The sequence below is a fragment of the Paenibacillus marchantiae genome (genome assembly GCF_028771845.1).
GTDB lineage: Bacteria > Bacillota > Bacilli > Paenibacillales > Paenibacillaceae > Paenibacillus > Paenibacillus marchantiae.
Window position 1 is genome coordinate 2,071,569 of sequence record NZ_CP118270.1, and the last position, 12,681, is coordinate 2,084,249.

10 protein-coding genes and 1 pseudogene are annotated in these 12,681 nt (G+C 44.0%); 7 read left to right on the forward strand and 4 right to left on the reverse strand.

Translation table 11 applies throughout. The features are described 5' to 3' along the window. Window positions 1–76 precede the first annotated feature (76 nt). Complete coding sequence (locus PTQ21_RS09495) at window positions 77–832, reverse strand: class I SAM-dependent methyltransferase (RefSeq protein ID WP_274569646.1); 756 nt, start codon at window positions 830–832, stop codon at window positions 77–79. A 273-nt stretch (window positions 833–1,105) separates the two neighbouring features. On the opposite strand from PTQ21_RS09495, the gene PTQ21_RS09500 reads away from it, so the two are divergent. From PTQ21_RS09500 to PTQ21_RS09525, 6 genes and pseudogenes are all read left to right on the forward strand, one after another. Then, window positions 1,106–1,525 (forward strand): VOC family protein, encoded by a 420-nt coding sequence (locus PTQ21_RS09500; RefSeq protein WP_063567181.1) that lies wholly within the window; start codon window positions 1,106–1,108, stop codon window positions 1,523–1,525. Window positions 1,526–1,684: 159 nt separating this feature from the next. Beyond that, complete coding sequence (locus tag PTQ21_RS09505; protein WP_274569647.1) at window positions 1,685–2,929, forward strand: FxLYD domain-containing protein; 1,245 nt, start codon at window positions 1,685–1,687, stop codon at window positions 2,927–2,929. A 14-nt stretch (window positions 2,930–2,943) separates the two neighbouring features. Next, the gene (locus PTQ21_RS09510) at window positions 2,944–4,095 is read left to right on the forward strand and encodes a S1C family serine protease (protein WP_063567172.1); all 1,152 of its coding nucleotides are present in this window, start codon (window positions 2,944–2,946) and stop codon (window positions 4,093–4,095) included. A gap of 121 nt (window positions 4,096–4,216) precedes the next feature. Further along, entirely contained in the window at window positions 4,217–4,816 is a 600-nt protein-coding gene (locus PTQ21_RS09515) for a TetR/AcrR family transcriptional regulator (protein WP_063567182.1), read from the forward strand. A gap of 33 nt (window positions 4,817–4,849) precedes the next feature. Continuing rightward, window positions 4,850–6,070: an MFS transporter gene (locus PTQ21_RS09520; RefSeq protein WP_274569648.1), complete on the forward strand. Its 1,221-nt coding sequence runs from the start codon at window positions 4,850–4,852 to the stop codon at window positions 6,068–6,070. A 109-nt stretch (window positions 6,071–6,179) separates the two neighbouring features. Then, window positions 6,180–7,539, forward strand: a pseudogene (locus PTQ21_RS09525) (IS3 family transposase). A 74-nt stretch (window positions 7,540–7,613) separates the two neighbouring features. Here the strand turns inward: PTQ21_RS09525 and PTQ21_RS09530 are convergent. From PTQ21_RS09530 to licT, 3 genes are all read right to left on the reverse strand, one after another. Next, the gene (locus PTQ21_RS09530; RefSeq protein ID WP_079697248.1) at window positions 7,614–9,023 is read right to left on the reverse strand and encodes a glycoside hydrolase family 1 protein; all 1,410 of its coding nucleotides are present in this window, start codon (window positions 9,021–9,023) and stop codon (window positions 7,614–7,616) included. A gap of 53 nt (window positions 9,024–9,076) precedes the next feature. Beyond that, complete coding sequence (locus tag PTQ21_RS09535; protein WP_063568381.1) at window positions 9,077–10,975, reverse strand: beta-glucoside-specific PTS transporter subunit IIABC; 1,899 nt, start codon at window positions 10,973–10,975, stop codon at window positions 9,077–9,079. Between the two features lie 185 nt (window positions 10,976–11,160). Continuing rightward, complete coding sequence (gene licT / locus PTQ21_RS09540; protein ID WP_274569649.1) at window positions 11,161–12,021, reverse strand: BglG family transcription antiterminator LicT; 861 nt, start codon at window positions 12,019–12,021, stop codon at window positions 11,161–11,163. Between the two features lie 311 nt (window positions 12,022–12,332). Between licT and PTQ21_RS09545 the strand changes: the two genes are divergently transcribed. Next, complete coding sequence (locus PTQ21_RS09545) at window positions 12,333–12,500, forward strand: DUF3934 family protein (RefSeq protein ID WP_064506465.1); 168 nt, start codon at window positions 12,333–12,335, stop codon at window positions 12,498–12,500. The last annotated feature ends 181 nt before the right edge of the window (window positions 12,501–12,681 follow it).

A 12,681-nucleotide genomic window follows, 5' to 3' on the forward strand; every position in this document is an offset into this window, starting at 1 on the left:
GTATTTGAAGAGCCCATCCACCATTCATGTTACTAAAATGGTGGATGGGCTTTATTTTGCCTTTATGTTATAAGATTTATTTCCGAGCTGTCAGCATAAAACGTGCCGAGTTCGTTCGAATCCCTTTATCGCAGCGATTTTGCTCAACAAACTGTTGGAAATGCTCTAAGTCGGATTCCTTCTCTCCAAAACCGGGAATGATCGGTGCATGGGTCAGTAGGAAAAGCAGATCATCAGGCGTGGCGTAATATTCTGTTGCATTATATTCGTGTGCCTCAATGTCACGAAAACCCGCTTCGCGAAGTTCACGTTTGTATCGTTCCATTAATGTGCCAGGCTGAACGCCCAGCGATTGTCCACGGTCAAAAGCCTTGGAGATATTACATTTATCATGTTCACTGACTTGTTGGGTAAGGAATACACCGCCATCAGCCAATACCCTGAATACTTCTGTAGCGCAGAAGTCGCAGTGTCTGGAGGAAACCACATTAAAGAATTGATCTGGAAATGTCAGTTGCTCTGCATTCATATGCACAAAACGGACATTCGACCTGGAACCAGATGCCTTAAGATTACGCTGGGCAGTCTCAATCATTCCCCGGGAAAGGTCGATTCCAACCAATAACAGTGCGGCATTCGAGATGGAAAGAACAGCTTCTCCACCACCTGTACCAATATCAAGCAATAGATCAGACGGTTCGGTGCAGCGTATAACTTCCTCGTAGAAATTCCATTCGATGCCTTCTGAAGTCACTTTCAGGGAGCTGAAGTCCCAGCCATTCAATTGCCCAATACGTTCGTAAAAAGTAGTATAGTCCATCTTTTTCTTCATTATATGATTCCTCCAATGTGAGTTCTTGATTCTAGACAGATGTTGTACCAAATCGTTACGATTAGATGCCGAACAGGCTCAAAAGGGCAGACGTATCCCATGTTAGCTGGTACGCGTTTTGACCCAGCCCGACGACTAATTACTTCGAACGATTCGGAATAACATCCGTGTCACCTCACAGTTTGGAATATCGTTATTATAATGAATTGACAGCGTATACGCGAGATGTTAATTTGAAGTGAAATCCATTCTATTAGATTGAGGTGATCGATGGTGGCTGTTCGCGCTAAGCAGATTTTTGTTAATTTGCCCGTTAAGGATTTGAAGAGGTCCGTTGATTTTTTTACCAAAGTAGGGTTTGAGTTCAATGTGAATTTTACAGACGAGTCTGCGACTTGCATGATCATTGGAGACAACATCTATGCGATGCTGCTGGTGGAGGATCGTTTTCAATCTTTTATTTCGAAAAAAATATCCAACGCGGCGGACACGGCGGAAGTCATCGTAGCCTTGTCGGTGGAGAGTCGTGAACAAGTCGATCTGATTGTACAAGCTGCCCTGGATGCTGGCGGCAAGCCGTATAATGATCCTCAAGATCATGGGTTTATGTATGGGTGGAGTTTTCAGGACCCGGATGATCATCTATGGGAAGTTTCCTATATGGATCTAAGTAGCTTTCCTACGCAAGAATAGAATACATTTGTCAGTGCCTTCCTATTAACAGGGAGGCACTTTTTGCGTTCATATATCCCAATAACATATGGTGTAATTTACCTTTTTACTATATGATAAGTGTCGATTCATGTATAAATAGCATAGTATACATACGTTCTTTTTGATGGAGGGATCAGGGTGTATTGTCACGTATGTGGGACCAAAAGCAATCCAGGGGACAGCACATGTAGAAAGTGTAGAACGAAATTAAAAGATTCAAGCTCTACAGATGAACAGATTTGGGCAGAAACAGCAGTTGGTCTGGAAAGTGGAACGGGCAAAGCATTAGATCAGTTATCCAGACAGCATCAGTCTGCACCGAAGCAGAGCAACACGGCACAAGGCCGAGCATTTAGCTGGATTATTCCACTGCTTCTGGCAGCGGTGATGGGGGCCTTGTTGACTTATTATTACAAGCAGGAGATGGGCATCAATGCGGAGGTAAAAACACTGCATCAACAGGCGGAGCAGGCCGCCTTGGAGGGAAAATATCAAGAGGCGCTTCAACTTCTGGACTCGGCTCTTGCGAAACGGCCAAATGTTGATGGACTTGTGCAGGATCGCCAAATTACAGCCAAAGCCTTCAATCTAATGAATCAGCTGAACGAAGCTGCGACAAGTTTGAAAACGGGAAAACTTGCTGCAGGTGACAAGACACTTCAGGCTGTAGTGAAAGTGTTGAAAGAGCGAGAAGAACCGGTATTTGCCAAGGTACGTACGACTCTAAACAACAACAAGGTGACACTGGCTGTCCTGAAGGTAAAGAAAGAAATCGATAGTTTGACAACCGTACAGGCACTTGCTGAGAAATTGGACACGGTATCGAAATTGAAAGGCAAGGAAGCAGAGGCGGTTCAGAAACAAATCATCGACAAGCTGGCTGGCCTTAGCTATAAGCAAGCTGAACAGCAAGTGAAGAAAAAGGATTTTACGGCTGCATTGCAAACCGTTGATCTGGGACTGTCCTACGCGCCCGAGGATGACAAACTGACAGCATATCGCGAACGGGTGCTGAGTGAGAAGAAGGCTTTTGAAAAAGCAGAAGCCGAACGAATTCAACTTGCTGAGCAACAAGCGGCAGAAGAAGACCTGAAAAACCGCACAGCAGCGGTGAGTATTGTAGACGTAGAAGCGACGCTTGATATGTATGGCGATCTGTATATAAGCGGCTCAATCGTGAATAATGCCACTCGTCCTATCTCTTCCGTGACGGTTATGCTGGACATCTACAGCTCAGACGGGGCATATCTCGGTCAAACCTATGCGGATGTGTATCCAAGCTGGCTTGATGTAGGGGATCAGGGATTTTTTGAAACGTATTATTACGGTGTGTACGAGGAAGCTGAAGTTTCTGTAGTGAACGCAACGTGGTATCTGGAATAGGAGGACAGGTTGGAATGGCCAAACGAACATGGAGTACGATTATATCCAGTGCAATTATTATTGGAGCGGGAGCAGGAGGGGTGTTCTGGATTCATCAGTATTCAGCAGATCAACTGCAGGATGGACCAAGACTGGCTGTTGTCACTACGAAGGAAACGGCAACCACAGCGTCTAAACCGTCCTCCCAGACAGCCGTGAAGAAAACACGTAAACAGATTATTGAAGAGAGTCAGAAGAAAGTGGTTACGATTGAGAGCAGCAGCGGACTGGGTTCCGGTTTTCTCTACAATGATCAGGGGGATGTGGTAACTAATGCTCACGTGGTGGAGGGGTCGAAAGAAGTAACGATTCGAACCCTGAATCATGAGGAGTATAAGGGAACCGTTATCGGGATTGGAGAAGAGACGGATGTTGCTGTCGTCAGGGTGCCTGATCTGAAAAAAGTTAAACCGCTACCTATCGCCAAATCCAAAGCGGAGACGGGTGATGAGATTCTCGCTCTGGGTAGTCCGCTGGGTCTGGAGAACACCGTAACTACAGGCATTATCAGCGGAGTTGGCCGCAGCTTCGAAATTGCCCCGTATATCTATAGTAATCTGTATCAAATCTCGGCGCCTATTACACACGGCAACAGCGGTGGCCCACTGATCAGTGCAGAAACCGGTGAAGTATTGGGCATTAATTCAGCCGTTGTGGAGCAGGAAGGTGGAATTGGGTTCAGCATTCCTATCACTAGTGTATTGAAGCAGGTCCAGGCCTGGTCTGAGAAACCATCATCGTCTAAAACAGCGGTTCAGACGAGTGGCAGTCAGGGATCGGGAGCAGACTCAGCTTCTTTGGAAGCGGAGGGTCTGGTGACCGAATTTTATATGAACCTGAATCTGAATGACTATGTTACCGCCTATGCCTTGCTTGGCAGTGAGTGGCAGAGCGGTATAAGTTATGCCAAGTTCCGTGAAGGTTACATCAACACCAGTTATGTTACCATTGCCGAAGTTTCGTCCTCAGATAAGTCAAATGATGAAATAGAGGTCACTGCGGTTATTACAGCGGATGAACGAAAAGACAGTGAATTGGTCACCACGAAATATAAAGTTACGTATCAAGTCGGTTATGAAAATGGACAACTGAAAATACTTCATGGTCAAGGAAAAAAAGTGAAATAAAAGTTATGTAGGGAGAATGGGCACCAAGCCGATTCTCCTTTTTGATTGCTTAAGTGTGATGGTTCTGTTAAAATACAGAACGAACGTTCAGTATGCAAGAGGCGGAGTGAAATGGATGAGTATGAATAAAAAGCAAATTCAAACCGAGCAGACCAAGAAGAAACTTGCGGATGCCTCAAGAGCTCTTTTTGTGCAAAAAGGGTATAAAGCAACTTCCATTGAAGATATTGTGGCTGCGACAGGCAGTAGCAAAGGCAATATCTATTACCATTTTAAAAGTAAGGAAGGCCTCTTTCTGTATCTGATTGATGAGTGGGATCGGGAATGGGAAGAGAATTGGGCGGCCAAGGAGCATCTGTATCATACTTCTACGGAGAAGATCTACGGCTTGGCAGAACAATTAATCCTCGACGATATGAATCACCCGCTAACCAAGGCGGCAGATGAGTTTTTTACCGGGGAAAAGAAAGAAAATGATATTGAAGAACGAATATCTTTGATGTTTGAGCGGCATATTCAATTTAACAAACAATTGGTGGAACAGGGGATAGAGAGCGGAGAGTTCAAGGCAGACAACGCAGACAATCTTGCGCTCATTCTGGAAAGCACCATTATTGGACTTAGTCAGCTGTCGCGCGGAATGGAGCCAGAACAGGCTCTTGCCTTATACCGCCAGGCGGCTAGCGTATTCTTATATGGAATAGCAAAAGATAAAGCTTAAGGCAACATTTTGACAACTACGGAGGATGGAATCATGGCATTACTTACACGGAACAGGGGCGCATTGCTGCTGTTAATGTTTAATATTTTTCTCGTTTTTACAGGTATAGGTCTTGTTGTACCTATTATGCCTGCGTACATGGATCTACTGCATATCACTGGGTTCACGGTTGGTTTGCTGGTAGCAGCATTCTCCTTCACGCAGTTTCTGTTTTCTCCAGTTGCGGGCCGTTGGTCTGACATCTTGGGACGTAAAAAAATTATTGTTGGCGGCATGTTAATCTTTGCTGTATCGGAGTTTATGTTTGGTGCTGTGAATGCACCATCGCTGCTCTTCGCGGCCCGGATGCTTGGCGGAATCGGTGCAGCAATGATCTTCCCGGCAGTTATGGCGTATACCGCAGATATTACGACAGATGAAGAACGCGGTAGAGGCATGGGATTAATCAATGCGGCAATTACTACAGGATTTATTATTGGTCCGGGGATCGGCGGATATATCGCGGACTTTGGCATTCGGATTCCTTTCTATGCCGCAGGTATTGCAGGTTTGCTGGCATCCATCATTACATTGATTATTTTGCCGGAATCGACCAGAATTACCGGAGAGCAAAGCAAACCTGTTGCGGGTGCAGCGAAGGTCAAAAGCCCGGGCATGGTTTCCCAGTTGCTGCATTCGTACCGGGAGCCTTACTTTTTCAGTTTGATTATCGTATTTGTCATGGCGTTTGGTCTGGCTAACTATGAGACGGTATTTTCACTGTTTGTGGATCACAAATTTGGCTTCACCACCAAGGATATTGCATTCATTATTACGTTTGGTTCCATTGCGGGAGCTGTGGTGCAGGTCTCCATGATTGGCTGGCTGTTAAACCGGTTTGGTGAGAAAAAAGTCATTTCGGTCTGCTTGCTTTTTGTAGCCGTATTTGTACTGTTGACCTTGTTTGTGAACACCTACTGGATGATTCTTGTCGTAACGTTTATCGTCTTCCTTGGTATGGATATATTGCGTCCGGCAATCAGTACGCAGATGTCCAAACTGGCGGAAGAACAGCAAGGCTTTGTGGCCGGATTGAACTCAGCCTACACAAGTTTGGGGAATATCGCAGGTCCAATTGTAGCGGGAGCACTGTTTGATGTGAATATCAACTATCCTTACGTTTCAGCAGCTGTTGTTCTGGCAATCTGTTTCCTGTTATCTCTGCGGGTGTTAAGAGGAGTTAACTCCACAGGCAACGCCAAAGCAGAGATGTAATCCTGATTTGAATATGAATGAGTGAGTGAACCAAAACAAAAAGCCAGTCGGCTACACATGAACTGCACCCCATTTGTTAGACACGACTAACAATGGAGGTGCAGTTTTTTTGCCTAAATTCAGTTTAGATGAGAAATTGAAAGCCATTCATAGATATCAGAATGGTACTGAAGGAGTCAAAAGTATTGCAAAATCATTACGGATAAATCATGAAACTTTACGTATGTGGATTAGGCAATACGAATATCACGGCGTCAAAGCTTTTGAAAAGAGCTATACAGCTTAACTAAGACATTTAAACTAGACGTACTCACCTATATAAACGAGAATGGGACGTCTCCAAATGAAGCTGCGGTCATTTTCAATATACCCTCTCCTAGGATTATTAGAAAATGGCGTATTCAATTCAATGAGGATGGAATGGACGGCCTGAAATCAAAGAAAAAGGGGCGTCCACTCATGAAAAATACGAACAAAAATATGACGAAGAAGCTAGAACCTGGCGATGAATCAGTTGAAGCTCTACAAGCTGAATTAGAACGTTTGCGTATGGAAAACGCCTATTTAAAAAAGTTGAATGCCTTAGTTCAAAACAAGGAAAAATCACCAAACAAGACAAAGCGCAAGTAGTCTATGAATTAAGGCTTGAATTCCCGGTGGTTGCATTGCTAGCGTTCGCTGAAGTCCCACGTAGCACCTTCTATTACTGGGTGAAACAGTTTGACAAGCCCGATCTAGACGCAGACCTGAAACTCCTTATTCAATCCATTTACGAGGAACATCAGGGGCGTTATGGCTATCGTCGTATCCGTGATGAACTAGTTAATCGTGAACACCGAGTTAACCATAAAAAAGTACAGCGTATCATGAAAGAATTAGGCCTGAAATCAGTAGTGCGTATGAAAAAATATCGTTCCTATAAAGGAACAGTGGGTAACATTGCACCAAACGTACTGGATCGTAACTTTCAAGCAGAAAAACCAAATGAGAAATGGGTTACCGATATTACGGAATTTAAGTTGTTTGGAGAAAAGCTTTATTTATCACCTGTTCTGGACTTATTTAACGGTGAAATTATCACGTACACAGTAGGATCTCGCCCTACTTATTCATTAGTCTCCGACATGCTAAATAAAGCTTTTAAACGCTTATCCAACGAGGATGAGCTCCTCCTGCATTCGGATCAAGGCTGGCACTACCAGATGAAGCAGTATCAACATGCTTTGAAGGAACGGGCGATTATCCAGAGCATGTCACGCAAAGGAAATTGTTACGATAACGCAGTAATGGAGAACTTCTTTGGCATTATGAAGTCAGAATTTCTCTATCTTAATGAGTTTGAAAGTCTAGATGACTTCAAGCAAGAACTAGCACAATACATCGATTACTACAATCACAAACGCATTAAGTCAAAATTAAAAGGCATGAGCCCGGTACAATACCGAATTCATGCCATACAGGTTGCATAAAAATATTTGTCTAACTTTAAGGGGTCACTTCAACATGAACGATGTGTAAACGACTGGCTTTTTATTTCACAGTATTAACGCACTTCTCCATTGGTTTCAATCAGTTTTTGATACCAGTGGAAGCTCTGTTTGCGGATACGTCTTAATTCCTTGATATCGAATTCTTCCCGATCCACGTAGATGAATCCATAACGTTTGCTTGATCCCTGATGTGTACTGACCAGATCAATCGCAGACCAAGGGCAGAAGCCGAATACATCTACACCGTCTGTAATAGCCAGTTGAATCTGTTCGATATGTTTATTGAAAAACTCGATGCGGTAAGGGTCGTTGACCACGTCGCCTTCCTCCAGTTTATCAAATGCACCCAGACCATTCTCGGTAACGATCAATGGCAGATGATAACGGGAGTAGATCTGGCGCAGCGTTGAGCGGAAACCAACAGGATCAATTTCCCAACCAAATTCAGTCTTTTGCAGATTTGGATTTACAGATCCTCTGTAAGCTCCTGGCTCCCCGACGATTTCATGCTGGTCTCCTGTATGGGAGAAGTCATTGCCATCATTCAGGCTTTCACCAACGGTCTGTGATGTATAGTAGTTAAAAGCGATAAAATCAGGGTTTCCTTGAGCCAGGATGTCCATGTCTCCATCTTCAATGACAGGGGTATATCCTTTTTCTTCGAGATAACTCCAGGCAATATGATTGTAGCGTCCATATACCGCCATATCGAGATAGAGCCAGTTGCGAATGGCAGCATAGTTATCAGCAGCGAGCGTATCTTCCGGTTTGGAGCTCGCAGGATAGATAACACCGATATTGGGAGCTGGGCCGATTTTGGCTTCAGGCAGCATCTCATGACACAGAACCATGGCTTTGGCTTGAGCGACCAGCATGTGGTGATTTTGCTGATACAGAGTTTTTTGTGGATCAACAAGTGTTGTATCCAGGGTACCCAGAGAGCCGGGGTGAAGGATTAGCATATTTTGTTCATTGATGGTCAGCCAATATTTGACCCGGTCACCGTAGTTTTCATAAAGTGTTTTGGCATATTGTTCAAAGGCATCTATCGTTGCACGGTTGGACCAGCCCCCTTTTTCTTCAAGCGCATAAGGAAGATCAAAGTGATACATGGTCACAATGGGCTCAATACCGTATTTAATCAACTCATCAATCAAGGAATCATAAAATGCCAGTCCCTTTGGATTTACTTCACCTGCTCCTTGCGGATAGATGCGAGTCCAGGCGATGGAGAAACGGTAGGCTTTGAAGCCCATTTCGGCCATCAGGGCCACATCTTCTTTGTACATATGATAGTGATCACTGGTTACCTTGAAGTCGGTTACGCCTTCCACATGATTGCCCATGTCGATGACAGAAGGGCCTTTGCCATCTTCATCCCAGGCTCCCTCAATTTGATAGGCGGAGGTTGATCCTCCCCAGAAGAAATCTTTAGGAAATGGTTTAAGTTGAGTATGCTTCATTGTTAGTTCCTCCTAAATTGAATACATATGATATAAGTTGAGTTAGACAAGAGTTAGACAACCAAAGTCAGCAGGACATCGTTTTTCTGTACATGCTCTTGAGTCGTTTCGAATACATCCACTTCCTGCTGCGTGAGAGTAACAATGACAGGAGTCACGGTTTCGTATCCGGCCTCTTTAATTTTATCGATTTCAAATTGGATCAACAGATCGCCTTGTCTAACGATATCGCCTTCCTGAACGACAGGATTGAAATGTTTTCCCTTCAGCGCCACCGTGTTAATACCAATGTGAATCAAAATCTCGGTACCTGCGTTGGTCGTTAATCCAATGGCATGTCCAGTTGGGAAGAGTGAAGTTACAACGCCATCCACGGGAGCGACGACTTCACCAATCTCAGGAACAATCGCCAATCCTTTGCCCATGGCACCTGTTGAGAAAGCAGGGTCGTTAATGGTGCTCAAGGCTACAGCTTTACCTGTAAGAGGACTATAAATTTGTTCCTTTTTGATTTCAGTTGTTTTTGTCTCAGGTACGACAGGAAGTTCTTCCGGTGTACTTTCAGTCGATGTATTGGAGACAGATTCATTTTTTTCGGAAGCTGTGTCTTTGGTTTTGCTTTCATATCCGAACATCACGGTCAATATCGCTGCTACAGCAAAGGAGCAGGCAATCGCAATCACGTAGACAACCGTTGGTGTATAGACAGGAATGGCAAATATATTGTGGAACACATAAGCAGTCATTTTAACGCCAAAGTGACCATTAATGGCACCGCCGATCGCACCTGCAATGACAACGATAGGAATCACTCGTTTATAACGCAAGATCAGACCGTATACGATCGGTTCAGTGACACCTGCAAGTAAACCGGTAAGGCTGGTGGAACCTGCAAGGGTTCGCAGGGTTTTGTTCTTTTTGGCTTTCAGGAAAATACCAAATGCTACACCGATTTGTGCAAACACAGCTGCAGCTGCCATGGCTTCAATCGGATCGCCGCCAACCCCGATATTCTGAATCGTGATTGGTGTGAAACCCCAGTGGAGTCCGAAGACAACCATGAAGGTCATGAATCCACCCAGTACAACTCCTGACAAAATACCGCTGACACCAATAAGCCAAGTTACGCCGGAGGAGATCCAGTCACCTACCGTGGTGCCGAATGGTCCGAAGGCCATTGCGGACAAAGGAACCATAATCATCAGAGCAATCATCGGTACCAGGAACAATTGCAGATCTTTCAAAATGATTTTCTTCAGTAGTTTGTCGAGTACAGCGTAGATGCTAATCGATATGAAGATCGGGAACACACTGGCTGAATAATTCATCATGACAACGGGTATGCCGAGGAACGATACATCCGAGCCTTTATCCATCAGTCCGGTAAAGTTCGGCTCCATCAGAGCGGCACCAATTACACCGGCTACATAAGGATTGGCTTTCAGTTTCATACCAAGTGTGATACCGAGGAAGATAGGCAAGAAGTAAAAGACTGCGTTCCCGGCAGCAGATAGAATCAGGTACGTGTCACTTGTATCAGACATCCATCCAAGCATGGTCAGCACAGTCAACAAAGCTTTTAACATACCTGATCCTGCCATGGCCGGGATTAAAGGTGAGAAACTTCCGGATATAATTTCAAAAACTTTGGATAAAACCGATGTTTTTTCTCCTGTGGACTCAGCAGATGAGGAAGAATCCCCTCCAAAATCTCTGTTCTTCATGATCTCTGCATATACATGAGCCACATTGCTGCCAATGACGACCTGGAACTGTCCGCCGCTTTCGACAACGGTAATGATACCATCGTGTTTCTCAAGCGTTTCGCGTTCAGCCTTTTTCGAATCCTTCAGATCGAATCTCAGCCGGGTTGCACAGTGGACAAGACCATTGATATTGGCTTCTCCGCCGACGAGACGAACGATGTCATCCCCCATTTTTTTATGATCCATGTTCATTCTCCTTTGTTGTTAAGATTGCCTGAAAACAAAAAAATACCTAAACGAATGGCTATGATCATCGGAAAGATGACCCGTTGCCAATCATTTAGGTATCGCCTGCTTTACCAGTAACAATCCTTGTCGTTAAGTTGTGAGACCTACTATAAATGACGCCGAAATCGTTTGCAAGCTTTTTTTTATTCAGCGTCCAGCATTTCGTTACGTGAAGTGACACGGTGAATATGGATCGTCAAATACACTTTTTCATCAATGGACATGGCGCTTTCAAACTTCTCTTCAAGGTATTGATTAATGAGTTGTGTACACTGAAAAGCCTTGGCATATTTGTCTTTAACCTGCTCATACAGGAAGTTATCACCCGATGCAAATTGCTCCTGTTCATTACTCAGCATTCTCTGCACAAAGTATTGCAGATGGGTAATAAACCGGGAATAATTAAATGAATTTTCATCCAGGGCGATGTGGTAATGATTGGTGACAATGTTGAAAATATCATTAATAACCTCGGTAATTTCAACCGTTTGTTTCATACCCTGACCATCTTGGCGAGCGTTGACAAAATGCATGGCAATAAAGCTGGCCTCATGTTCATCCATTTGGATGCCGAATTGTTCCTGAATCAGATCTACTGCATTCATGCCAATCCCAAATTCCTTTTTGTAAAACTTCTTGATTTGCCACAAAAGGGAATTCTTCAGTCCGACGGATTTGCGGTACCTTGTAATGGCGAATTGAATATGATCAATTAACGATATATAGATATTATCACTAAAAATATCGCCCATTTCCTTTTTGGCATGGCCTACAATTTCGTCAGCCAATTTTAAATATTCAACCGATGTTTCACCGATCAGGTCAATCAATTTTTGCGGTATTTTATCCGATTTCAGCACAAAGGTTTTCTCGATTTTATCCTCATCCACGGGCTGTCCATTCTTCTTCTTGAAGCCCAGACCGTTGCCGATGACAACGAACTCTTGGCCTACCTGATTCTCGGCGCGAATGACGTTGTTGTTGAAAATCTGTCGGATGATCATGTATGTGTTCACCTCAATAGCTCGTAATAATAACAAAAAACCCAAACAAAGGCTTATTAGACAGCCTTTTGTTTGGGTATCGCCTGCTTACCAGTAACAATCCCGAAGAAGACACAGCTTCCTCTTTCAATTATGTCCACTATACCGCTTTCATAACAGAATAACAATACAATGATTTATGGAAATGAACGTAAAGACGTCAATTTTTGTTATAATAAGAAAGCTGGAAGTGAAGAAGATGGGCTGGGTTGCATAATAAGTTACCGAGGACGGTCATTTTTAAGCATATACAGGATTATTGGAGTGATAACATGAGCAAAGCAAAAGGAAAAGGCGGTACCGGCCGTGGTACTGGCAAAAAAGGCTGGAACCGTTGGCAAGCCGCCGCTAACCGGGCGAAAAGTGCCCCGAAGCCTTATAAAAGTAAAGGCACAAAGAATAAAACCGATGCCGAAACGCCAAGTGACAAGTCCCAGTAAGTGGGCACGAGATAAGTTGGAGAAGAGATCTGACCTGAAACAGGGCAGCTCTCTTTTTTTTGGCTTGATGCGTTAAAAAAATTATGCTTAACAGAGCCTAATAAGTGATATCCAAATTGCCGATATAAATGGTAAATTACCCCTGTGTGGTGTCGATATACTACCTAGAACAAAGGAGATT

Coding starts and splice junctions, on each gene's coding strand:
- PTQ21_RS09545 (WP_064506465.1), top strand. CDS start 12,333: ATGAGCAAAGCAAAAGGAAAAGGCGGTACCGGCCGTGGTACTGGCAAA.
- PTQ21_RS09510 (WP_063567172.1), top strand. CDS start 2,944: ATGGCCAAACGAACATGGAGTACGATTATATCCAGTGCAATTATTATT.
- PTQ21_RS09515 (WP_063567182.1), top strand. CDS start 4,217: ATGAATAAAAAGCAAATTCAAACCGAGCAGACCAAGAAGAAACTTGCG.
- PTQ21_RS09520 (WP_274569648.1), top strand. CDS start 4,850: ATGGCATTACTTACACGGAACAGGGGCGCATTGCTGCTGTTAATGTTT.
- PTQ21_RS09535 (WP_063568381.1), bottom strand. CDS start 10,975: ATGGATCATAAAAAAATGGGGGATGACATCGTTCGTCTCGTCGGCGGA.
- licT (WP_274569649.1), bottom strand. CDS start 12,021: ATGATCATCCGACAGATTTTCAACAACAACGTCATTCGCGCCGAGAAT.
- PTQ21_RS09530 (WP_079697248.1), bottom strand. CDS start 9,023: ATGAAGCATACTCAACTTAAACCATTTCCTAAAGATTTCTTCTGGGGA.
- PTQ21_RS09495 (WP_274569646.1), bottom strand. CDS start 832: ATGAAGAAAAAGATGGACTATACTACTTTTTACGAACGTATTGGGCAA.